Annotated in this window: 12 protein-coding genes; all 12 read right to left on the reverse strand. The window is 34.9% G+C overall.

All coding sequences use genetic code 11. The features are described from left to right. Positions 1–5 precede the first annotated feature (5 nt). On the reverse strand, positions 6–4,169 hold the full coding sequence (locus tag Q0975_RS22670; protein WP_299441109.1) for a DUF4157 domain-containing protein: 4,164 nt from the start codon (positions 4,167–4,169) through the stop codon (positions 6–8). Between the two features lie 54 nt (positions 4,170–4,223). Further along, positions 4,224–8,480 carry a DUF4157 domain-containing protein gene (locus Q0975_RS22675; protein ID WP_299441112.1) on the reverse strand — a complete coding sequence of 1,419 codons (4,257 nt, stop codon included), beginning with the start codon at positions 8,478–8,480 and terminating at the stop codon, positions 4,224–4,226. Positions 8,481–8,505: 25 nt separating this feature from the next. Further along, the gene (locus tag Q0975_RS22680; protein WP_299441115.1) at positions 8,506–9,168 is read right to left on the reverse strand and encodes a hypothetical protein; all 663 of its coding nucleotides are present in this window, start codon (positions 9,166–9,168) and stop codon (positions 8,506–8,508) included. Between the two features lie 34 nt (positions 9,169–9,202). Next, positions 9,203–9,544 carry a hypothetical protein gene (locus Q0975_RS22685; protein WP_299441117.1) on the reverse strand — a complete coding sequence of 114 codons (342 nt, stop codon included), beginning with the start codon at positions 9,542–9,544 and terminating at the stop codon, positions 9,203–9,205. 1 nt (position 9,545) lies between these two features. Continuing rightward, positions 9,546–11,489, reverse strand: a complete 1,944-nt coding sequence (locus Q0975_RS22690; RefSeq protein ID WP_299441120.1) for a DUF4157 domain-containing protein — start codon at positions 11,487–11,489, stop codon at positions 9,546–9,548. Then, on the reverse strand, positions 11,486–11,974 hold the full coding sequence (locus tag Q0975_RS22695; protein ID WP_299441123.1) for a hypothetical protein: 489 nt from the start codon (positions 11,972–11,974) through the stop codon (positions 11,486–11,488). Before Q0975_RS22695 ends, Q0975_RS22690 begins: the two co-directional genes overlap by 4 nt. 12 nt (positions 11,975–11,986) lie before the next feature. Then, entirely contained in the window at positions 11,987–13,657 is a 1,671-nt protein-coding gene (locus Q0975_RS22700; protein ID WP_299441126.1) for a contractile injection system tape measure protein, read from the reverse strand. Continuing rightward, a complete protein-coding gene (locus Q0975_RS22705) occupies positions 13,647–18,449 on the reverse strand; it encodes a hypothetical protein (RefSeq protein WP_299441129.1) in 4,803 nt (1,600 codons plus the stop codon). Before Q0975_RS22705 ends, Q0975_RS22700 begins: the two co-directional genes overlap by 11 nt. A gap of 15 nt (positions 18,450–18,464) precedes the next feature. After that, on the reverse strand, positions 18,465–21,278 hold the full coding sequence (locus tag Q0975_RS22710; protein WP_299441131.1) for a hypothetical protein: 2,814 nt from the start codon (positions 21,276–21,278) through the stop codon (positions 18,465–18,467). A 13-nt stretch (positions 21,279–21,291) separates the two neighbouring features. Further along, on the reverse strand, positions 21,292–24,618 hold the full coding sequence (locus Q0975_RS22715) for a baseplate J/gp47 family protein (protein ID WP_299441134.1): 3,327 nt from the start codon (positions 24,616–24,618) through the stop codon (positions 21,292–21,294). Positions 24,619–24,639: 21 nt separating this feature from the next. Continuing rightward, positions 24,640–25,053 (reverse strand): GPW/gp25 family protein, encoded by a 414-nt coding sequence (locus Q0975_RS22720; protein ID WP_299441137.1) that lies wholly within the window; start codon positions 25,051–25,053, stop codon positions 24,640–24,642. Positions 25,054–25,120: 67 nt separating this feature from the next. Continuing rightward, on the reverse strand, positions 25,121–25,408 hold the full coding sequence (locus Q0975_RS22725; RefSeq protein WP_299441140.1) for a PAAR domain-containing protein: 288 nt from the start codon (positions 25,406–25,408) through the stop codon (positions 25,121–25,123). Between the last annotated feature and the right edge of the window lie 211 nt (positions 25,409–25,619).

Raw genomic sequence — 25,619 nt, forward strand, 5'->3', positions numbered from 1 at the left:
AACCTCTAAAATGCTCTTAATTTACCTGCTCCCACAGCAGCTCTAAACCAACTTTCTAATGAACCATTATATCTTGCATCGGCATTTATAAAAGCTGTAGAATTAATAAATTCCGTCCATGTTCTATAATTACTAACTCCTCTATTAGTTACCCATTCTCTATAAAGAGCTCTTGTTGGTGCACCTGGTATATTTTTTAATTCTGAATCCCAATGACCAAAGGGTGCATTATTAATCGAAGGTATTGGATTATTAGATCCCATTGGGTCTGGTTTACTAACTGGAAATACATTATCATAAAGTACATCTCCTACTCTTTCCCATTCCCCTGCATCGTTCTTTTCCTTAAATCCATAAGTTACTCTTATTGCTTGAGCAAAATCCGTAAACCCGGCATCAGATCTATATCCGGTAACTTCAGCACGATACCATAAAACTCTATTTTGATTATGAACTAAATCTACAGCATTACTTTCTGCTTGATTATACATATTTGTGTTTTCGGTTTTTCTTCCAGGTGTTACATTACCTGTATCTCCTCCTGGACCTCCTAGATCAAAATGTAAAAGATGTAATCTTACATAAATGTCACTATAATTTGCTATAGTCTTTATATGGTTTGCCCATCCATCTGGTTGAGCGGTGACTCTTGGAGGTTTTCTGCTTCCATTCTTTGTTAATGGGTCTGCCTCAGAAAAACTAGCCCTTCCTCCGCTTCCACCAATTGTCACGGCTGTATTCGGTAATCTTCCTCTAGCTCCTCCAACTCCTAAAATAACTAAATAGGGAACAATTTCATCAAATTTTGAATTTAATTCAGTTTCTAATTCATTCTTTCTTTCCTCCGCTAAATTATCTGTAGATAATAAATTAGTAATTCTAACTATATCATTATTGTAGATACTTGATGCATTATTATAAGCTTCCTGTTTTCTTGTTTTCGAAGCTCCACTATTCATTTCATTAATTTCTGTTTGCTTATTAGAAAGTAAGGTTGTAAAAGGCATTTCATCACTCGCTACCCATAGTTGGACATTTCTGGCAGAGCCTCTTAAAAAGATATTATGTGTTTCTCCTTCGGTAGTAAATCTTTTTCTCAGTCCTAACCATCCTAAAACTGCATCTCTAGCACTAGCTCCTGCTGCCATCACTCGATCAAGTAAAGCCATACCTGTATCTACAGCTTTGTTCACCAACCATGTTAGCGCTTCATCAATCAATGCTCTTACCGAACCAATAATCTCTGCTATTCTAGCTCCTATTCCTCCTAATCCCACTTGATTAGCAAGGAATCCAATGACTACTGGCATGGATTGTCCCATAGTTCGTTCGAGATAATCTGCTGCTGTTGCTACATTTCCTTGTGCTATATCGGCTACACCATTCACAAATGAGTTGATAACTTCTAGCATCTCGCGCAGATACTGTATAAAACTCTGAACCGCACTGAAGAAAGCCATCGCACCATTAACTACCGCCATAATACCTGTTGGATCCAACATACTCAATAATCTGGCTGTAATTTGTGTAATGATACGGGTCATTACGAAGTTTTTCACCGCATCTATTACAACATTCCATAGGTTACTAAGTTGTTCCTGAATTTTGTCCCAGATCGCTGCGATACCTCGTTCCTGTACATCTTTGATAAATGTCCAGATACCTTCTAATGTATTAATAGCACCTCGTATTCTAGCAACTCTTTCTGGTCCTATACGTGGATGTTCCGCAAGTTTTTCCCAGATCCTTTCCATAGAAAGCCCTAATACTTCTAAAACCCAACTAATCACTCCTTGTAAAGAGAAGTCTGTCAGTTCAGGAATACCTGCATCTCTCAATTCTCGCATCAACCAACCCATCACTCCATTGATCAAATGAGTTACTATATTATCAAAGAATTTCACAAAACCTTCTTTGATAGCTCTTAGTATGTTTTTCAGGAAGCCTATTGGATCTCGTTTGATGTCTTCCATAGCTTGAAGCGATCGAGTAATAATATTTCCGATTAACTCGAAAGGGAAATTCATGATTTCCAAAATCGCGACAATCACTATTCGAACTATTTCTGCTACAAAAGCAATTAATCTACCAATAGGTTCACCAAATCTTTCTATAATTCTAATGAACGCATCTATAGGATTGAGAAGATCATCGATAGAAAAAGAATTCCAGAGATCCACAAACAACTGCACAATAGATTGCGGAGTCATATTCAGTGTTTCTACTGCAGCTTCAATTTCTCCTACTATCCTTGCGATCGCTCCAGTCTCAACCATTTGGGCATATTGTGCTTCTCCTCCATCCATAAGGCTCATAAAACCTCGGATAAGATTAGGGACAGTTCTCGGTACATTTTCATCCGTAAAAGGATCTTTGCCGATAATCACTTTTACAAGAGAGAATCCTCTGGTTTCGTTTGCGACGGAAGAAAGCCAGCCGAGTAATGCTTTCTTAATAATTTTCAGTACTTCGATAGCCACAGTCAATGCAAATGCCCATACTCTTTCTAAGAAACCAGTTACACGACCTGATAATGCCGTTAAATTTGCCGCTATCTCCGTTAGGTTAGCAGGACGAATTGCCTCCCAAGCTGCATTTATTAGACCTCTTAGTTCTCCTAACAAGGACATAAAGGTTCCTACCTGAGTATCTAGCCAATCGGCAGTTTCTTGTAAGGTTCCGCGCTCCCGCATTTGCTCCAACTCGGTTTCTTTACCAATAAGCATTAAGAAATCCTCCAGAATTTCTACCGTAGTAGCTGTTACTTCTTCATCTCTAAGTGGATCGTAGTGTATGATCTTTTTAATTAATGACCAAGCTCTATTTTCTTCTAAAATAGGTTCTGCCACATCAATCAGCGCTTCTTTTATCCAGTCAATAATTTGATCAACCAGTGAACTTGCAAATGTTGTAATTCTATCAATAAGATTACTAAATTCTTCTCTTAGAGCTCCAATGAATGAGGTTACAGAGTTATTCTCCCAAGTTTCTTCGACCAGATTTAATAATCCTTGCGTTGTGAGATTCAATTCGCTTAATCTTCCGGTCACCCAATCGAATACTCTTTGTAAGACTCCATATTCCTGAAGCTTATCAAATATTGCTACTCCAAAAGGAACTAATCCTATAAGACCTCGAAGCAGATTTGTTGGTGTCGGCTCTACTCGTTGTCCTCGCAAAGGATCGTATTGTATAATCACCGTAAACAATAAATAACCCGGTATATTGCGTGCATTATCAAGGATCCAATCCGGTATCCAATCTAAGAATGATCCTTGAATCATCTTGGGAGCTGATGTAACTTCTACCGACTTTTTTCTAACCGTAGACGCTCCTTGTTGTACTGTATGCGTTAATTCATGCGCCAATAAATGTTTCCCAGAATTGGAAGATGAATCGAATTTTCCTTCATTAAAATAAATATCATTTCCGTGTGTGAATGCCTGAGCTCCCATATCCTGGCTCATTTGTTGGGCATTGGAATCTGTATGTACTCTAACGTTACTAAAATCAGTACCAAATCCTGATTCCATTTCAGATTTGGTGTCTTTTGATAATGGCGATCCTCCTCCTTTAGAACTATTTAAACGAGATTCTATAGATGAGTTCTCGACTCCGCTCGAACTGACAGCAGTATTGATTTTGGTTTGAATTGATTGTACTTCTTCCTCTTCCTCCTCTTTTTCTTGAACTTCTTCTTCCTGTTTTTGTATTTCGGAAACTACAGAAGAACTTTCTGATTTTTCTTGAATTGTTGTTTTCTCAATCGTTTCCTTCTTCTGAACTTCTTCTTCTGGTTGTTTTTGAATTTCTTCCTGCTCTTCTTTTTGTTGTACTGCTTCCTCTTCAGGTTGTCGTTGCACCAGTGGACTTATATGTTCTACTAAGGGTTTTTGCTGAACCTCTTTTTCCGTTACTTCTTGTTTTTGAACCTCTTCTTCCGACTGTTTTTGTACAAGTGGTGCTGGACTAAAAAAAGAATTGTTTTGATCATTTCCTTTAGCAACTACGGTATCAGCAACCTTATCTGCCTCTACTTCATACTTATCTCCTGGTTTACCTATATTTAACTTAGGCTGTATAAAGGCACCATCTCCTTTCTCCTTTTGAAAAAGAGAGGAATTGCTAGACTTAGCATTGGTAGTATTTGCGGTTGCCGCTTTAAACATTTTACTTATTTTTTTGCCAAAATCATTTCTAGTGTAATCGCATGTATATCTATATTAAACAAGTTCTTCTTCAGGTGTCATTAATTGGTTTATTTCATTTTTCTTTGATTTTGTAAACAAATAGTGATCTTCTTTGAAGTTAGCAACTCTCGCTATTCGGAAAAAACCTTGTGGCATTCCTTTAATTTCACCTTTAAAGCTTTCAAAATCTGCTTCATCTTTTTTTCTTCCAACAGCAGTCGGTTGACTCCAATCTATCTTGGGGTGATTAAGTTTTAGCCAAAGGATATAGGTGTCTCTAGTAATCCAATTAAAAGTAACAAGTACTCTTGCCTGATCAGCGTCCATAGTAAGTGCATTGAAAAAATCTACAGGTCCTGCATCCAATTTTCTCACTGCAGCTACTGCTTCTTCTTTGGAGGGAGGTGGTGGTTCTTTTACTTTTTCATCTTGCTTTGCTCCTTGCTCGACTATTTTCTGTTGCTCACTGTCACTACTGACATCAGGATATGTAAATGAGTCTTTGTTGATTTCACCTGCTTTTAATTCGCCATTTTCTGTAGAAAGAGGAAGTTTAAATCCTACTTTTAGTGAGTCTCCAAATTTTACTTTGGCTATTTCGAGTTCTTCTTCCCATATATCTATTTCCGCTAACCATAGATCCAGATATACTCTTATTTTTCCTTTTAACTCTGCTAAAAACTGAGCATCTGCTTCCAGAGATATTTCTCCTTTTTCTATTTCTAAACCATTTTCATTAGACCATTTAGCTCCTAATTCTGCCAAAGCCTCAGCATTAACCTCTAGTCCTATACTACCGATTAATGACCCTGTAACCTTGGCTATTAATGCACTTAATGTAGCACTTAGTGTTAAACTCAATTTCACGCCTCCTTTACCAGACATTGCTACTATAATCTTACCAGCTATTTCGGTATTCTCTTCAGGTTTGGTAAGATTAAAATTGTCAAAACTAAGTTGAAGCTCTTTAAAATATGGAGGTATAAAAGAAGCATATATATCTGCTCTACCTTCTATTCCTAGAGTCAAAGAAACTCCAATTGGTAAAGCAAACAAAATGATGTCTGGAGGACCAATCTTAAACAAATTCTTGTCAAATGTCTTTTCTTTTGGTTTCTTATCAGAGCGGTCAAGTTCAACTCCTCCAGAAACTAAAATATCTCCATTAGGTTGAAGTACTACTTTTGCTTTTGCTACAATTCCTTTGGTTAATACGAATGAAACATCACCACTTCCAAAAACGCTCCAAGACTCTGATATTTCTCCTGTAGGTTTATTATCCGCTCCTATTACCTGATTTGTTATTCCTATAGTAACTTCACCATCGGCTTTACTTTTTTCTAGTTTAACCTTTGTTTTTCCCTGTATTAATAAAGCACCATTATCATAGGTAATATCAATTTCAGAATCAATCCCAGGAATATCTGGTTTGGCTTTACCGGACACGAAAATATCATAATCTTCAGCCCCTTCTTTTTTGGCAATTTTAGCTTTTACATTTCCACTCTTTATTCCTGGTAAATCAGAATTCAAAGCAAATTCGCCTTCTACAGAGAATCCATTTTCTCCATATTTCACTCCTAACCTACTACTATCTACTCCTGGAACATCTAAATCAGCTTCTCCTTCTGCTGCAAAGTTATTTTCACTATAACTAACAGTAAGCGTTGCTTTTTCTACTCCAGGAACTTTTCCTTCGGGAATACCAATTTCTCCACCAATTGTCCAGATATTATCTTTATATGCTACTTTAATTTCAGCAGGATCAAAGAGTTTAGAATCAAAATTAAACGTTCCAGTAAGTTCCAAACCTCCTGCCTTAGAAGCTACAGCGCTAATACTACCTTCCCCAACTTGATTAATACCAAAATCTACTTTTCCTTTAACTTTTAATCCTTTCTTAATAGATAAGGATAACTCTAATGATGAATCATTTATCTCAAAAGGTGATGGGAAGCTAAAACTTCCAGTATCAAAAATTTTACTAACGCTAATATCGCCCGAAGCTACTTCTAAATCCAAAGTTGTGCCTTCTATTAAGGATAAAGTAGGGTTAACTTTACCTCGAATTACTAATCCTCTTTGCGGATCCATAATTGCTCGCTCAAAAGTAACGGGGCTAAATTTTTTAATTCCAAATCCTTGCCAATTATATTGGGAAAGGAAAAATCTATTTACGTCTAAGAAGCCTGCATACCTAGCACCTCTGTATCTATTAACCTGAATTGGCGTTGCATCTGTTGCATCAGCCACTTCATTTTCCTTTAACTCAAAATTAAATGAACCTAATACCCCACTATTTTCAGTTCCTTCCTCAGTATTGAAAGTCTTGGATGTGATTAACCATGGATTCAACCACATTTTTTCACTTTTAATTACTGACTCGTTATTTTTAAATCTTTTTCCTACTCCTCCATTTTCAAAGGGGAATACAAATACTTTTGATGCATCTCCTAAACTATTTATCGTTTCTAACTCAATCTTTTTACCAATTTTGAGATGTTCTCCACCAAGTATCTGACTATAATTCCAGTGACTAGGATTACTACTTGCTTTTGATTGAGGATCATCAACTGCATTTAAAAATTGTAACGCCCAATTTTGTTTTACTTTATCTGCATTAGATAAGGTGGATCGTATTCCTTCTGGGTTATCTTTTTCGTGATCTGATATTCTCTTGGCAATAGATGTTAAATGTCTATTAATACTATATCCATAACTTCTATTAGAATCTTCATTAAGTAAGTTGAAATTATTAATATTATTTTCTCCTCCTAACTGTAATTCTTGCATATGATCTACCTGAAACCATCTACTTGAACCATTTATTCTCCAGGATGGTAATGTAAATTCTCTATGAATTTGATTCGGCGCACCTATTATTCTCCTATTATTTTTTCCTTTTCCTCCAGGTACTTTAAATACATATATTTTATTATTCTTAGGAAGTTCTCTATATTCTGTCTGTATTTTCTTAGACACAAAATCAGTAATTGCGGAAGTATTAGACAATGCATTCATCCATAATTCTCGTTGATTATTGTTTTCTTCAGAAGCATCCCTTTTATATCCTTTTGGTCTAGTAAACGGTCTTTTCTTATTGTGCAATGCTGTCTTATAAGCTCCCATCGGTAGTTTATCAATACGAATTGTATCTCCACTAGGAGGAATATTGATATTAATATTCATTCCTTTAAAACTAATAGTAAAATTATCTTTGTCATATGCCGAATCATCATCAGCCTTCTGGATCATTTTTGGCTGTATAGAAGCTCCTTGCTGGACAGTGTGTGTTAATTCGTGCGCTAATAGATGATTCCCTGAATCAGAAGAAGTATCGTATTTTCCTTCATTAAAATAAATATCGTTTCCATGGGTGAAGGCTTGTGCTCCTAAATCTTTATTCATCTGCACCGCGCTAGAGTCTGTATGTATACGTACATTGCTAAAATCGGTTCCAAAACCAGATTCCATTTGGGATTGGGTATCTTTTGGCAATGATGATCCTCCGCTAGTACTATTTAGTTGTGATTCTATCGAAGAAGTTTCTGATGCTGTATTTCCATCAGGTTCTTCTACTTTTTGTACAAACTTTTTTTCTTGGAGCTGTTCTTCTTCTTCCTCTTCTTCTTTTTCCTGAACTTCTTCTTCTACATTTTGAACATCCGGAACTGTACTATTACTTTCTATAACTTCCGGAGCAGGAGGTTCGGGTATTATTTCCTGTTTCTGGACTTCATCTTCAACCTTTTGTTGTATTTCTTCTTCAGGTTTTTGCTGTATTTCTTCCTGTTCTTCTTTTTCTTGTATCGGGTCTTCTTCGGTTTGCTGCTGAACTAAAGGCGTATTATTTTCTTCAACCGTTTTTTCTTGAATTTGAGTCTCTTCAGGTATTTCTTGCTTTTGAATTTCCTCTTCAGACTGTTTTTGAACTTCTTCTTGTTCTTCTTTTTCCTGTATCGGTATTTCTTCAGATTGTTTCTGAATTAATGGTGTGATATTTTCTACAAGTGGTTTCTCCTGAATTATGTTTTCTTTTTCCTCTGACTTCTGAACATCTTCTTTCTGTGTTTGAACACCAGAAGTTGCATCAAAAAAAGCACTTGGCTGTTCTTTTCCTTTTGATACGATTGTATCCGCCACACGATCCGCTTCTACTTCGTATTTATCCCCAGGTTTACCTATATTTAATTTAGGTTGAATAAAGGAACTGTCTCCTTTACCATTTAGAAAAAGTAATGAGTTGTTTGATGTAGTATTGGTTGTATTTGCAGTAGCTGTTCTAAACATTACTTTCTATTACATTTAGTGTCGATTATTGTTTTTGTATCTTCTCTAGAGTTTTTCGTTTGACTATGTTCTTAGTGCTTATCAATTCATCATCTACTTTGACATTTTTTATCCTAGCTTTTAAAGCAGCTGTATCCATACTCTGGCTCTCTATATTCTGAATTTGTGCTAGCTGTTTTAACTGAATTGCTTGATTTGTAACTTTGGGGGATTGAGCAGAAGTATTATCACCATCTTCTGAATCCTCTGTAGATGTTTCATCAACTGATGCTGATCTCTCTTTTTCAATTTCTATGGCTTTATCTGCATACTCAATTGCTTCTGTAGTATTACCCAACAATAATTTTGCTTTACTGATCTGTATGATATCTTCTGGTGTATGTGCTCTTTCTTCTAATTTTACTGTGAGTTCTTCCAGTTTTTGTTTTGTAACCGTATCATTTGGGTTTAGAATGTATTCTTCCTGATATTTTGAAAATGCAATTTTATCACTTGAAATAGTAACCTCTTTAACACTAGGATACCCTATCATCAAAATTGGTATCGGAAAAAACAAAAGCAACTTCTTTATTTCCTCTTTTTTAATGATATAATACAGTAAGCCTGCACTTAAGATCAAGAATAAGAATATCCCTAAAAACAAAAGTACTAGTTCGTATAGATGTAAATCGTTTAGTATTGTTTTCATTATTTAATATTTTATGCCTTGTACGCTTTCAATTTTATAAAATGACAATAGTTTTATTTTGAATACTTTCTTTCCACTCTAATCGTAGTACATAGGTTCCTTCTTCCGAAAACAAAGCCTTTCCTAGAGGCCAATCCACAATTTCTGTTTTTTTTGAGTTTACTTTAAGGTTAATTATAGCTCCATTTTGTACTGCTAAATCCCAGGAAAAACTTCTCCTATCATCAACAAATAATTTGGTTTTTGAAACATCAAAATGAATAGGTTTATTCGTTTTATTAATTATCAACAATCCAATTTTAAAAGTTGATAAATCTTGTAAACTTATCGTCTCTGGACTTGTCACTAATTCTACGGTAAAGTGTTCGTCATCCATCTTATATTACTAGATTATTTATTGTCCGTAATACCGAAGCAGTACCTGCTTTGGTTATCATCATTGTTCCTCCTGGGAACATAAAGAAGGTTTGTACTATATTCGTAAATACTCTTCCTTGCGCATCTGATTCGCCATCTATCTTATATTGATTAGGGATTACCCATTCAAAACTTCCGAATGAAAACGGGGGTGGCACCTCGTGCCAGGCTGCATGATCTCTTAATCCTGCATTATTATCATTAAACGGTAAAAAATCCTCAGTTGGGTTATGAAAAATAGTTGCTGCATTAAACTGATTAAAATAACCAGAAACATTAGTGGCTGGTCCTGGAACTTCTAACCACTGTGTTCTCCCTAAATTTACATTTAATGGATTCACGGAAAAATTAAGAATCATACAAGCTCCAGCTGTTCCAGCGGGAATAGGGTGATGATTGGACACAACCATGTTCAAGGAATTAGGTGGTACAACTGTAAAAGGCGTTACCTTAGTTCCTCCAGGAGTTGTTATTGTAATTGTAGGAGAAGCCGCTACCGCAGGAGCTTCCCATACTATAGATGCTCCATTATTAATTCCTATTATATGACCCTCAGAAACTGTCCAGGTACCAGCAGTAGTAGCGGTAAATCTTACTCGTTCTCCAACTCCTACTGTAGTTCTAGTATCTGCGGTTCCGTCAGGTGCTGATTTAATGGTCTCCGTAGTTACTACAGGAGGCGTTGTTGGAGTTGGTGTTACAGGTGTAACCGGAGGTAATGAAGGAACTCCTTTAGTGAACAAACTATCCAACGCAGACATCGAACTTGGTCCTAAAATTCCATCAGCACCCAATGATGATGCTCTTTGAAAATTCTGTAGAGCAGTTCTTGTTTCATTACCAAAAATTCCATCAACCCCAAATCTTGGGAGTGGAAAACCCGCATCTACCAGTCCTTGTTGCATAAGAGATACCGCTGCTCCTGTATTTCCTTTTCTTAAGGTTTGTTCATTGTCCAAACAGGCTTCTAACACATTATTTCCTGAAAATCGTGCTGATGTTAGATCGTTACCATCTCCAATAGTGAATTGTAATTTATTAGGAACCATACCTTTTTGTTGGATGGTATGTGTAAGTTCGTGAGCTAACAGGTGTTTCCCTTCTCCGGAATCTGGATTAAATTTTCCTTTATTAAAATATATATCATTTCCATGGGTAAAGGCTTGTGCTCCCAATTCATTTGTCATTTGTTCTGCTGCACTATCCGTATGAATATTTACATTACTAAAATCGGCTCCAAAACCTGTCTCCATGTCAGTTTTTGTAGTGCTAGGTATGTTATTTCCTTTACCTTTTCTGTTTTTAAGTTTAGTTTCAATAGAAGCTGAGGGGTTTGGATTTGGATTGTTAGATTTAGTTTGTACTTCCTCTTCCTCCTGCTTCTGCACAGGTTCTTCTTCTTCCATCTTCTGAACAGGTTCCTCTTCCTCCATCGCTTGAACAGGCTCTTCTTCTTCCATCTTCTGAACAGGTTCCTCTTCTTCCATTTTCTGAACAGGTTCTTCCTCCTCCATCTTCTGAACAGGTTCCTCTTCTTCCATTTTCTGAACAGGTTCTTCCTCCTCCATCTTCTGAACTGGTTCTTCCTCCTCCATCGCTTGAACAGGCTCTTCCTCTTCCATCTTCTGAACAGCTCCTTCGTTTTTATCTTTAAACATACTGGTTTGTATCAAAGGAGTAATTGAAGACGCTAGTGGTTTTTGTTGCACTTCTTCTTCTGAAACTCCTTTTTTCTGAATAGCAGCTTCAGAAGAAGATGAAGTTTTATTCACTACTTTATCCGCCATTGTATCTGCTTCAACCTCATATTTATCTCCCGGTTGCCCAACTTTTAATTTTGGTTGGATAAAAGCATTTTCTCCATGGGTTTGAGTTCTCGGTTTTTTCTTTCTCTGTAATCTCATGCCGTATCCTCCTTAATTTCTTTACGTTTTGCTTTTGTAATATCACTGATTAAGCTAACCAGTTGGTGCCATCCATCTGTTCCTCCTGCTATAATAGAAGCTGTAAGAATGCAATCCAGACTTCTGAATGCTACATTTTGGAATAATTGAGTTTCTGAAGGTGGATTCATGAATGTTTCTAAAACTCTAAACCCAACAATTGCAATAAGCAGTCCTATTGTAAATGATGTTAGGGTGGTGTGTCTAAAGTTTTTCTTGGGAGTTTTGCTTTCAGTATCCTGAACAACCTGAACCTGATTAATTTTTTTGATTACAAAAAGTTCATTGAATCGTTCCACTAATGCCAATAAAATAGGAAACGAAATCAATAATGTACTTAGATCTATATCCTTTAATGGTTTCAGTTCTAGAATCGCCATATCAAACTGATATAATAAGATTATAGTGAGAATAAATAGCGCTAATATGTAGAGTGTTATTTTCATCGTTTTTTCATTTTACCATTCAACAAAAATTAGTTTTTCAATCCATGGAAGCTTAATTATATTAAGGTTCCATGGTAATTTCTCTAATAAGATATCTTGTGTTTTACGCGCTACTATAACTCGATATTTAGATGGTTCATCTAACATAAGTTTACCTTCTCTTTTAATGAAGTTTTCTCTTAGACCATCAGTAGAAGTATTTTTGAGAGCTTGCCAATTTTTCAATACTGCTTTAAGCAAACTCTCTGCTTCTTCTTTAAAGTTTTGGGGTAATCTTACATTTTTGTGAATGGGTTTATCGATTGGATATCCACACATGAACTTTTCAAAAACTAAGTTGCTTTCTACTTGTTTTTCTTTTTTAGTAGCAAGAAAATGTAATAAATGAATCGCTAATTCTATTTTTTCCTCTTTAATTTTCTTTTCCTCGTTTAATAATTTTAGTGTAGAAAATAATCTCTCTACATATGGGTGTAGTAATAATAAACCAGCATTATGTATATAGAGAGAGGATTCTTGTTCTATTATTTCTTTTTCGGTGAATATTTCGTTTTGTTTTATATCTATTTTTCTATTTGGATTTCTTATAATATCATATTGAAAATCTTCTAGTTTTTTCGATATAAGTATCGAAGTAAAAGGCATTATATCTTCTTTAAACGCATTAAAAGCTTCTTTCAGAATTTGATATACTCGTCCTACACTTTCTTTTAGTATTTCATTTAGAATCCTAGTATCAATATATTTCTTTTGATCGTTACCTAATTCATCATAGATCGTACGCTCAGAAATTACTAATGATCCATTTACTTTTCTAATTGATTTTAACTCTTTGGAAACTATTTCCTTAAGACTTTTTATTAAAGATCTTTTTAGCTTCAATAATTGCTCATTTCCTTTTGTTTCTAGATCAATCTCTTTTTTTAGAATCTGTTCTGATTCAAATGTTTTCTCTATTTCATATACTAAAGTTTCATGGACACTTTTCTCATTTAATTCTGTAAATAGTACAATTAAACCTCTTTGCAAAGACTTTGTATTTCCATCAGTTAGATACTTCATTATTGTTTCCCAATAGCGCTCTCTTACCGCTTTTCTTTTAAGTCTTTTTGGAAATTGCAGATTTGATGTGTCTTTGTCCAATATTTTTAGTAGTTCTTCATCAGAAAATTGATATATTAATCTTTGACGTACAGCTAAATGAACCAAACATTCTCGAAGTTTTACTTCAAAGTTTTTACTAGAAATAATTTTCGCTAAAAACGACTTATCTTCAATATCAATTTCTAAATTCCACCAAGGCTTTTGACCTGATTTCAAAAAGTACAAAAACGTTTCTACATCACTTTTTTCCTTATCGGTACTCAAAAACATTTGGTCTTTTTCTTCGGGAATTTTCGATCCTTTTTTAAGAATCAACTGTTTTTGCAACGACTTAATAATGTCTAATTGTAACTGCAACTGATCTTTTACATCTTTACTATCAATGCTTAATTCTAAGGTGTCAAATCGTATTATCTGATCGTCTACAGAAGCTATGCTATCAAAGTATGTTTGGATTGTAGGAAGTAGACTTTGTTTTAAAAACACATCAAGATTATCCTTGAGGTAATACGCCGTTTTTGTATCCGGCGTATTTACCTCAAAAAACACTTTATTTATGATATGTTTTTTATTGGTCATCTATTCTATTTATAGTATTTATAAATCCTTTGAAATCAATTCGGTTATCAACGGAGATATTACGCGAAATATCTGCTACAGTAACTTCTCTATTTACACTCACTGTTTCTCCGGCAGCGTTGGTAAATGATCCTACAACAAATCTGTTAGTAATAGTTTGCGTATTGATTCCTAATTTTTCAAAAATCTCCAATATTCTTTGAGAGTATCTTTCCACATTTGTATCCGCACAGCTGGTTACATATGTAATTAATAAAAATTCATATTGTAATAGGGCTTGGAATAACTGTTTGTCTTCATCCGTTGCGATGTTATCTGTAGTCCAATCACCTTCATTATTATCAAAGAAGCTATCAAATCTTGCAAACGTAGCTTCTAAGGGTCGCTCATAGAAGTCTCTATTCTTTATATCAGAGAAGAATCTATATTCTTCAAGCACAAGTGTTATTAATTTTTTAAGAACCTCATTATCTGTATTAAGTGCTCCATCGTTATTGACAAGATTTCTTAATGCTTCGTGAACGTAGTTCACAAGACCAAACTGACGGGTTTCGCAAGTAATTTCTTCGAGTATAATCTCTTCTGAAAACGTGTTACCACAAGATAGCCCTTCGTCAATAATTCTATTAACAACCAGATTAACTGTTCCTCGATTAAAATTGAGATTCTCTCCTGCCCATCTAACTGTATTATCCGCAATTTGTATAACTGAAGGATCTATCTCTTTTCCCGTATCATCAAAAAGTTGAATATCTTTCCATTCAAAAAACCAATTTTCATCTGGACTACTTTGTGCTCCAACAATAAAATCAGTACGATTACCAGTGTAGAATATCACAGTTTCTGCTATTCTATGAACAGTTACATTATAATCTGAAGGTACTCCATCCACAGTAAATGAAACATTACCTAGATTACTATCTGAAGGAGTAAATTCGAATCTATTATTTCTTCTCACTACACCATTACCAGCGATGACAGGATCTGCACCTTCTGGTGTTATAATAAACACATGTCTCCCACTGTCATTTATACAGAAATCATCATTTGGTAAGCGTATTTCTATAGATGGGATTATAGTTATTGGAATTTCTAATCGTGTACTATCAGGTCCGCAAGGATCTCCATCTCCGGATACCCGTAATTCTACATTTATCAATGGACTTGTGTCAGTTAAGCCCGTAAAAGTCTCCGTAACACTTAAGCCAGAAAGGTTATCATCATTTTCATCTCCATTAAAAATCCAACGATAATCAAATAAATCTTCATTGAAATCATTAAGATTTTCGAGTGTAAATGTAACCTCAACCGAATCTGTCCCTTCTGGAATTTCTATTGGATCTGGTAAGAATGTTATTCCAAATTGTGGTTTTTTCCAAATTCTTAATGATGTTTCGTCTATAGGATATGGTTCTCCATTAACGTTAAAACTAATAGATTCATCATAACTAGTAAAACTAGCCGGATCAATCTCTACCCTATTATTCTCTATTACTGTAATTCCTTCAACTTCGGTAGTTACTATAGCGCTTTCAGGAGTAACGATGAAACTTACTGTTAATACTTCTCTATCTAAACAAAGATTGCTCGAAATACCAAATGATAAGGATACTTCCTGTTCTTCAAATTCTATTTCTTTTGTTATTGCAGGTTCACATGGACCATTTGAAGCGGTAAGGGAAACCTTAACTATATTTCCATCGATCGAAGCTAGTCGATATGTGTGTATAATTGCATCTTGGGTGGTTACGTTATTAGGAGTACCATCACCAAAATTCCATTCGAAACTTACTCCATCTGGTAGGATTTCTCCTGTAACACTAAAAGTTACCTGTGCAGTTCCTTCTTCAAAATCATAAACAATTCCATCTATTTCAAAATCAAAAACAGGTTTTTCATACACCGTTATTTTCGCATCCGTAAATTGATCATTTACTGTAAATGAAATTTCTGTTCCATACAACGCTCGACTTACTTCCTGCGGATCAAAAACATATTTATTGTCTTCATTCAATCGAACTCCTCCAATCAATGGATCTTCGACATTTGCTTTTACTACTCCGTCTTCAGGAATCACTTCAAAAAGTATAGGTTGTGTTGTATCATCCAGACAGACAAAAGCAACTGGTAATCTAAGAGATACTTTTTGTGCTGGAATAATAAAATTAACCGGAGCACAATCAGAACAGCATACATATGGCAATGCAAAATCCGCCAATACGGTTCCTTGTGGTAAGTTTACCTCACTTGCTACCAATAATCCTTCTTCTCTTCTAAATAGGCCTTTTAATTGTTCTTCTATTTTTTCGCTTATAGCTTTTTCTCCCCTTAATACATCCATTCGTTCTCTAAAAGCAACTATCTCTCTTTCGACTTCGCTTACTTGAGGTCTAATACTATCAATCTTTCCTGGTTTTCCTTTATACACCATAATAAAGGTACCACCAGGTTTTACACCTGCTTTGTGTTCTAATCCTGGGTGTTTTTCTACAAATTTGGCTAAGGTTTTTTGCGCTAAAATTTCTTGTTTACGCTTTTCGATATCATCGAGTAATACCTGAATTTTTTCTGCTGCACAACAATTAACAGTTAGTTGGTTTAATAATAATTCTATCCTTGATTCAAACCCTCTTCTAACATAACTTCCTTGTTGATTTCTATATAATATGGTATTGATTCTTTTCTGATAATCATCTACTAATTCGCAAAGTTCTTTTACCGAAGCTGAGAATCTATCCAACCTCGAAGAATTTAATTCTGAAATCGTAGTCGGTATTAACCTTGTCGTTGCTCTAGCATAGGTTAATAATTCATAAGGTAATCGTATTGTTACCACCCTTGTATCTTCATCCAGTTCATTGATGGCTTCGTTATCTCTGATTTTATCTTCTATAACTCTTATCAAGGTATCCGCTTCTCTATCTGGATTTTCTTTAATTGCTTCCTTAATCACTATTCCGATTACATCTTCATCTATGTAGAGATTCTCTTCTACCACATCGATAGGTTGATACAATATTGGTTGTGAAATGGCAAATTCGAAATCTGTAGTACCTTCGAATCTTGCTCTTTCTTCTAAAAAAGTAAGATCACTAGCTATTTTGAATTCTTTTTTTGGCTGTGCCTTTTCTATGAATTCGCTTCTTACACTTCTCCCGGAATCATCAACAGTATAGTATTTATTTCTACCAGGTTCCTTGATACTAAATCCCGAAAAGAATTGTGCCACATCCTGGTATAAACATTTTTGCTCTTTTAGAAAAGCTAAAAGAATCGTATTCAGGTCATCAAAATGACAGTTATATTCTGTGATATCAATATCCTCTAGTGTCTCATCAATACTCAATACCTTAACATCAAAAGCTAAACCTTTGTCTACCTTTATCTTGTTAATTGCTGTGAGAGCCTCTCGGTAATCCTTTCCTAAATGCCCTTCTATACGATAAAAATCAAACTTATTCAGGCAATAATCCAGTGGATTTTGTATAGCATCATTAGTGGATAGATTTTTAGACTGATACCCTAAATTCTGATCATACTGATATTTAATAGATTTATCATGATCCCAAGATTTAATCAGATTTTTTGTTGTTTCAAAGTAGTATGGTATTGATCTATCACTTAAATCGAATATACAATCCTTTGAAGGCGTTATCTTTATTAACTCTTCAAAATTGACCACATATTCTCTTACCATATGATATATTCGATCCATCAAATTTCTGATTTCTTTTAATCGTTCATCGTTATGAGGAATAATTATGGAAGGATAGAACGCATGTCGGCAAATCAAATATTCTTTATCTGTTACCAATTCTCCTAGTAGTAAATGCTTAGGGAATGATGTTTCTGAAGGACAACACACCATTCTAAGGTCATATAACAGTCCTTTTATTTCTTCATATGTATCTTCTACATCTTTTAATACGTCATATCGATATTGAATATCTAAAGGAATTCTATTAATCGAAAAATTAAAGATTTTTTTGAAACCACCCGTTATTGTTGTCAACTTTGAAGCTGCCTGGTCTAGTTGTAATAACCTATTAAAATCTGTAAATAAACTTGTAACTCCTGTTATTAAACTAAATGAGGCAGAAGGTGCTTCGTTTATTGAGCGAAAATAACTAGCGATAAGATTCACATACTTTACCGTGTTGTTTTGATTGAGTATTACTCTTTTCACCGACACTTTAGGCAATTCTAAATAATCCTCAATATTATTATGTTTTGTAAAAACAGTATCGGTGGCATTCATGGCTTCGACATCTGCTTTATTGAGTAATAATATTCTAATCTTGGCAACCTGTTCCTTACCTTGAGTATCACAATCTATAGAAGTACATGGCGTTTCTTCTTTGGCGTAATTTTCTAGGTATAGTACTACAACTTTATCGGCAATACTTTCTAACGTATTTAATCCTGCTGCCGCTACCTCTTCTGATTCTTCTGTTGTAAACAGTTCCAGAATATTTCCGTTATCTTGAAATTTTAGGTATTCCGCATCTCTATCTTCAAAGAGTTTAAAATGGGTATAGGTTTTCCCTTCATATTTAACAAGATCTCCATCCGTTGTTACTCCGCATCCTTCTGATACATTAATCGAAGTATTCTCTGTGTATGTAATATCAAGACCACATACAATCCCTACGCCGCTAAGACATACCCGTGTTAATCTATTCTGATCTTCGAAATAATCAATAATTGTATTGAGTTGTTCCGCTGTCAACACCTGATCGGGAACAAACGATCGATATTGTGTTGTAATTTCTTCTAATTTTATTGTTGCCATGACGTTTCTTCTTTTTTAAAGGTTGCCAATATTCGTTCTTCCTAATATTATTTTGTTTCCTGTTTCTTCGGTATCATCATTATCACAATCATGTAATCTTCCTGTGTGATAAATGGTATGCACATTATTCATACAGCTCACTAATTCATTGACGGTGCTTCTGTAATTTTCTATAGCTGATTTGCTGTCAATAACCTGGTCGCAATGCAATAGTTCTAAAAAGGTTTTGTATTTTTCTTGTAGATTGAGCATTTCATTATCATCATCAGAAACCAGTCCTTTAGGGTAGCCTATCCAACAAATCTTAGCCAGGACATGAGCTGGAAGTTCTTCGCGAATTAACTGTTCTGCGAACGTCCTGAAATCTTTGTTACCAAACCTTTCTGTCCAACCTGGTAATATAATTGTCACTCTATATGAATAAGGATCTACAGGGCTACATGTTTTACAATCCGAATCCAAACAGGTAGGCATAAAATCCTCAGGACCTGCATCTGGTAATAATACTTCTGGTGGATCTTCATCAAATTGATTAAGATTATTGGTGTCTGGACGTAACAAAATATGTTCTATCACATACATCCCTTCATCCGCACTGATCTCTTTTATCAATTCAATCAATGTATCTCTTGCCTCTATTGATGCTGCTTCTGTATCTGTAAAAGCAATCCTCCTAGCAATAATTCGATCTTCGCTATCTAGATCAGTAACTCTTGGATTGATAAGATTAAAGTAAGTTTTAGTGCCATCTACTGTAAGTTTGAGATCATAGTTATCAGGGTTCTTTGCTAAATGATATGAAAGAAATAATTCCTCGAAAGCGTCAGATAGATTATGGTAGTGTTTACTGGATGATAATAATACCTTTGTTTCATTTTTTATTCTCCATCGATACTCTATAATATCATCATCATCTTCTTCTTCATACACTTCTAAAAACTCTGTCACCAGATCTCGTCTTTTATAATCAAGCACTCCCAAAAGCCGAGACACTCTTTTCTGAAACCCAGAAATATTAAATGTATCCCAGATACCATTATCGGTATCCGTAGTTTTGGGGTTACAGTAATTAAAGCCCAATCCTCTCTCACAGCTGATTTGTTTATAATCCTGTAAGAAACTAAGTTTAGCTCTTAGAATTTCATCATTGGCACTCTCATTATCTCCATATAGGATTTTCATAATAAATACATAATCCGAAAACCGCTCTGCAAACCGACCTATTAAATGATCTAAAAATTCGTTTCTTCTTTTATAGAAAACCTCATCTCCAGTATCTTGCCCTTTGACATTGTTCATGGTTTCTATAAGATCTTGCTCATAAGTTGGAGCATCCGTTATTATCTTTTTAATGTCAGTAATATCGGCTACTCTCTGAGTATAAAAAGTTTGTTTCGCCTTTAACTCTTCATCTTCTGTAAGTATCGTATTATCTAAATACAGCTTTCTTAGGTCCTCATCAACCGATAACAGATCTTTTACTTTGGATAACTGCTTCAGATAATTTGCTAATATCTGATCAAAGAATAGTAAATATCCTTTTAATTGTTCTGCCTTAGCTTTACGGGCAGCTGTAGCATTACCAGGAAGTCCAATGCTTGAAATACCATAAGTGTCTGGAAAATCATTCTGAATAGTTGTGTAACTTCCTGGTGCTTGATAGGATCCCAAAGGCATTTCTACATCTTCGATATCAACACTTTGTTGTTTTGCCTTTTCTTCAGCTTTTAGTTGCTCCTGATATTCTTCTAATTTGCTTTGATTAACCCCTATTGGTAATAAACCTTTCGTGAAATTGAACGTACTTTTATCGCAACGAATGGGTTTATGCCAATCTCTAATACATATATTCCAGGAACCTTCCAAACCAAGTGTTCCATCACAGTTTCCTATAGAAATATCCTTGATCACATGAACACCTTCAATATTCATAATCAATTGAATAATGTCTGAAAGTCTTACTTGTTTTCTAAGATCTGCTTCTATGAGTTCTTCTTTATCTATAAACCCACCTTTTACATCTTCAAAATCTACACAACCATTTTTAAAAGGGATTGGTCCCTCAAAAATCTCATCTGTAGTATATCCTTTATCGAACATCTGCTGAAGTGAATAAAAGTTAACTGTTGGAGAAAAGTAAAAGTCTATAGCCTGGTAGATCAATGCCAAAACATATTCTTCATCCGCTCCTGGTTTAAGGTCAATGTATGCGCAGATCGCTATTGGATCTTCTTGCACCAACGTTACGTTTACCAGATCTTCACAAAGATTTCTGTTTTGATGATAAATATCTTTTACTTTATTAATGATAGCGTTTGGATCTTCAACTTCGTCTTCCAGGTCCAAGATGATATCATTAAGCCCTTGTAATTTGAAAGGAGCAGGTATAAGCTGATCTTCATTAAAAACATTATAAGAAAGCTCTGCTGGGTGTACATCACAATTAATATGTATGTATTGTTCATGAGCTTTAATCCAGACATTTTTCACACCTTGTACATGAATAAACAGGTTTCTGTAGTCTAATGCTGTTATTGGTTTAGTGGGTAAAATATGTATTGCCGAAAGAAATTGCTCGTGCATCTTAGCAAAATTATTTTCTTTGGATGCTAATAGATTTTCTATCGGCATTTCGATGCGTTGAGAAAGATCCGTAATCGCATAAGACAACATCTCTAAAATAGTTACGCCAGGATCATGAACGTTATAGTCAGTCCATAGTTTACTACCTATTTTTTCGATATATTCAATACCGATCTGTCTCAGATATTCGAAGTCCAGATCGTCTCTGGTGCTTACATTTTTTGGTATGGAAATCGTCTCGTTCATTTGTTTATTGTTATTATACAGATACTACTGTCTTACATTCTTGCTCAGGAGTAACTTCCCCAATAGAATGACTTGTAAACTTCACTGAGGTAAGTATGACTTTTGCACTTGAAGGCACTACTTTCTTTACTTTTTTAAATTTCTTTTCTCCATTTTCTTGTACACCATCTTCCTGCTTTAGCTCAAAATCTGTGACATAGTCTACATATTCTAGTTTTTCGATATAGTCTATGACTGAACTCTCATGTAAGGTGGTTCCAAAATCTATTGATGTGGTTTCTTCAAAAGCCCAAGGAGCTAATAATTTGGCTATATCTTTCTTTAATTGTGTCTTATAAAAGTTCTCATCTTTTCCTTCATAAAACTTCGCTTTTAGTATGACCTTTACTTCTTCATATACAGGATTTATTACCTGGGTAGTGACGTGAAGTGTATTCAATTGATTTATAAAATTTTGAATATCATTCCTTTTGGTTTTGCTAATCCTTGGCTTATATGGATCATATACGTTTTGATTAATCGTATTAGGAATTACCACCAAAGTCACATTTCCTGGAGATAAAAAGGAGGTTAATGAAGTATGATTTAAACAGTTTACTTTATAGATATCAGGGAACTCCTGTAATACCAGTTGCTCATAATCCCAAATGGTGATTGCTCGTTGTTTATGTCGTAATCGTTCACTAATTCTTCTATAGAACTCCGGATCGGTTTCTTTTGGTTTCCCTTCAAAAGATCCATATTCTTGAGCAGCTCCTTTTACATTTGCCAAACGTTCTACAAGTTTAGATATAGTTCCGGCTGGAATACCATATTGCAAATGACTCAAATCTTCATTATTATTTTCGAACTGGGCCAATACCGCTTGCGCTTTGATATCTATCAATTGACTTACGGTATCAAAATCCCTTGGATTATCTACTTTCAACCAATGAAATCCAGAGGGGAGTTTGGTATTATCTTTAGTTGCTTGTTTTGGAATTGAAAATTTTACAATTCCTGATTTTAAGAAGTTATCTGTATTATTAGTAATAATATAATCATCATTAAGGGATAACCATTCATTATTACATAATATGGACCATTTTAGTTTTTCTCCTTCCGCAAAATCATTTGTAGTTTCAGGATTTTCGCTTCCTTCTAGTGTCTGAACCAGTAATGAAACGTTTTGCAAATTTTCTGCATTTTCCAAGGCAATGTACAATGATCCGTTTTTATATACCGGGAGCAATCTGATGGTGGTATCATCTGCAGATCCTAAAACAGAACTTTCCTTTAACTCCTTACTTTCTTCTGAAATACCGAAAGGATGTTCATGAAAAAGTTTTGCATTGTTTGCAGTAATACTTGCCTGAGCATCATATCCTACTTGTATAGTTTCTACCTGTGGAGAATAGGGGTTGTTAGGTATCAGTGGTGGGTCTGACGCATTAAATATATCTGTAATGGATAATGCTACAGAAAAGATCCTAGGAAACATTTCATGCAAGAAAGATTCATTTAGAATTAGTTTTATAAATCCTTTTTTTGCTGCCGCACTAAATTTTTCTTTTGGAACTGGTTTGGTTTGTATTTTTTTACCATCCTTTCTAAAAATGATTGTACCCTCTTTTTGGGAAAGTTTTTTTTGCGAAAAGAATACATCTACCTCATCCTTTGAACTCGTGTCCGTATCAAGATCTTTTGTTATCTCAATAGTTCCCCCGCTGAACAACTCATGACCTGTTACTTTGGGTTTCCATTCTCCATCTTCCAAAATTTGCACTGCTGCCTTAAAGTAATCTTCTCCTTCTACAATTGAGGTTAAGTCTGTTTCTCCTTGAACATCACCATTTACATCTACAGTTAATGTATATATTGACTTACTTAATATATCTCTGAACTCGCGTTTATATGCTTGATATTTCTCTGCGAAATTATCGGGTTTATCTTTCCAGGTAAAGTCGACAGAAACTTTTGTCCAGTTTTTATCTAGTGCTTCAGGAACTCCAATAAAAAAATTACCTCCTTTTACTGGTTGCGGACCAAAAGGGTAAAATGGTTTTGAAGGATCCAATGCTCCCAAATCGCTTTCTATCACAATATCCTGTATAGAATCTACTGACACATTGATAATGATATCGCTTACAGTTGTTTTAGAAAAAAGTTCTTGAAATATTCCTCCTTTATTTTGAAGATTATCAGCATTTATATCTTTATTTTTTACCACAAACCTGACTACAGGATCGATGGTATTGTAAGGTTCTAAGAGTACTTCTTCGTCATAATTTACAATCGGATCTGCGCCTTCGTTTATTTTTATTACTAATACTAACTCCTCAGATGTTATAGAGGAAGCGTTAGTACCTTCAATAATAATTTCTCCTTCTATCCATTCTTTTTCTCCACTAAATAATACTGCAATCGAATCAGGGAGATCGGTCACGTCTAATTTTGAAGCATCAAAACTGCTTAGCTTTATTGTAAACGTAATGGTTCTATTTCCTTCTTTAAGTAGTAAAACCGAAGAAGAAATCCCAAATCCCGTTTTTGCAAACGGAAGATTCGGATATGCTCCTGTATCCTGAGTTGCTCCAGGTGTATCTTTCGGATACCCAAAAGGCCACCATCTAATCTCATCATCAGGAAAGCCCTCTCCCAAACCGTCAAATGAATTTGCTACAAAGGAGTTTCTTATTCCTATAGGTTCTATAATTTCCGTATCTCCTTCTTTTTTTATTTCCTGCTCATTAAAAACACTTCTTAGAGAAGCTACAGTTGCTTTGTTAACTACTATTTCATCCTGAGTTTTATAAATACGTTTTTGCCCGTTACTGTCTTTTCCTCCATCTAATGCAGTACTTTCATCAATTTTTACTTCGGTTGCTTTTTTTGCTAATTCAAACAGTATATGCACCTTATCTTCAACTGGAGCTTTATTATCTAGTTTTAATACTTGTTTATAATAAAAGTCAAGGTGCTTTTTAGAAAGTGCATTTAATCTTTCTTGTGAAAAGGAAGTCAGTTTTAAAAAAGCTGCAAAAAGTGTAAGGTGTGGTTCTATATTTTTTTGAAGATTGTTATCTTCTTTAGGTTCTTCAAGGTTTTTTAGTTTATCTACAAAAGCCTTAATTTCATCTTCATTGATAAAAAAATCATTCCAATCTCCTGAAACTGTATTGGTTTCTGTATCAAAATAATTGACTTTTCTTGAGAATTGTATAGCAAATCGCATCCAATCCTCTGTAGTAAGATCATGTAACTTAACACTTGCGGGATCCAAAGTTTCTATAAATCGTTGGCTTTGGGATGTACCGTTTCGCATTAACAATAAATCGTTATGTTCGCAATTGCTACTCATTAATATTTCTTTTTATATTTTTTAAATATTCGTTCCTTCTTCTTTATAGAAAGGGAATACCAGATTACTCCTAGAATTAGTTGCCCTAATTCTATAATCAAGAATGATCAACAATTCTCCATCCAATTCATTCGTTTGATCCATATCTATCTTCTCTAGATCGATTCTCGGTTCGTAATACAGGATCGCATTTTTAATTAATTCTTTGACAAAAGTTTTCAATGTCAGGTTTAAAGGCTTAAATAATAATTCGTCCAAGTTGCACCCATAATTAGGTACCATAATCCGTTCACCTAAGCGTGTGGACAATAAAATTTCTAAGCTGCTTTTGATATCTGCTTCATCTGATAGCATTTCTACCCTTCCTTTTCCCTTTTTACTAAACTCTGGAGGAAAGCCCCAACCTGTTCCTAAAAAAGATATATTTGTGTCCATTGCTATTCTTTATTATACTTTTGTTAGTATTTTTATCTTTCACATTTTTTAATTCTATCGGAGATTTTCAACCTATCATTACTGTTGGCAAACCTAAAACTATGGTTCCTCCATGAGCTGTACTATCTCCTAATCTGGCCGCAGGCATACCACCAATCATTACAGTTCCTGAACCCACAATTATAGTATCTGGTGGTCCCACACAAGTAGCCATATCACCTACTCTTGCTGCCGGTAATCCTCCTATAAGTACCGTTGGTTCTCCTGCTGGAAGTATTGGCCCTCCAACGTGAGGCACAACTCCTGTTACCATAGGACATACATGCATATCTGTTATTCTTGCTGCTGGTGGCATATTGTTCTTTTATAGTTGTTTTCAATAATCTTTTAAACTGCACTTCCCTCTCTGTCCGCCTAAGGCGGACATCTCTCCCAAAGGGAGAGAAGCTAGAATTGTTCGTTTATTGATATTTTAGTTTCGTTTTATGTGTTACACTCCATAATAATCTCCCTCTCTGTCTTCCTTCGTCAGACATCTCTCCCAGAGGGAGAGAAACTGGAATTCG

The sequence above is a fragment of the uncultured Aquimarina sp. genome (assembly GCF_947500065.1).
Lineage (GTDB): Bacteria > Bacteroidota > Bacteroidia > Flavobacteriales > Flavobacteriaceae > Aquimarina.

Excerpts from the sequence above, each read along its gene's own strand:
- Q0975_RS22705 (WP_299441129.1), bottom strand. The coding sequence starts at position 18,449 with ATGGCAACAATAAAATTAGAAGAAATTACAACACAATATCGATCGTTT.
- Q0975_RS22695 (WP_299441123.1), bottom strand. The coding sequence starts at position 11,974 with ATGAAAATAACACTCTACATATTAGCGCTATTTATTCTCACTATAATC.
- Q0975_RS22710 (WP_299441131.1), bottom strand. The coding sequence starts at position 21,278 with ATGAACGAGACGATTTCCATACCAAAAAATGTAAGCACCAGAGACGAT.
- Q0975_RS22725 (WP_299441140.1), bottom strand. The coding sequence starts at position 25,408 with ATGCCACCAGCAGCAAGAATAACAGATATGCATGTATGTCCTATGGTA.
- Q0975_RS22690 (WP_299441120.1), bottom strand. The coding sequence starts at position 11,489 with ATGAGATTACAGAGAAAGAAAAAACCGAGAACTCAAACCCATGGAGAA.
- Q0975_RS22720 (WP_299441137.1), bottom strand. The coding sequence starts at position 25,053 with ATGGACACAAATATATCTTTTTTAGGAACAGGTTGGGGCTTTCCTCCA.
- Q0975_RS22670 (WP_299441109.1), bottom strand. The coding sequence starts at position 4,169 with ATGTTTAAAGCGGCAACCGCAAATACTACCAATGCTAAGTCTAGCAAT.
- Q0975_RS22685 (WP_299441117.1), bottom strand. The coding sequence starts at position 9,544 with ATGGATGACGAACACTTTACCGTAGAATTAGTGACAAGTCCAGAGACG.
- Q0975_RS22675 (WP_299441112.1), bottom strand. The coding sequence starts at position 8,480 with ATGTTTAGAACAGCTACTGCAAATACAACCAATACTACATCAAACAAC.
- Q0975_RS22700 (WP_299441126.1), bottom strand. The coding sequence starts at position 13,657 with ATGACCAATAAAAAACATATCATAAATAAAGTGTTTTTTGAGGTAAAT.
- Q0975_RS22680 (WP_299441115.1), bottom strand. The coding sequence starts at position 9,168 with ATGAAAACAATACTAAACGATTTACATCTATACGAACTAGTACTTTTG.
- Q0975_RS22715 (WP_299441134.1), bottom strand. The coding sequence starts at position 24,618 with ATGAGTAGCAATTGCGAACATAACGATTTATTGTTAATGCGAAACGGT.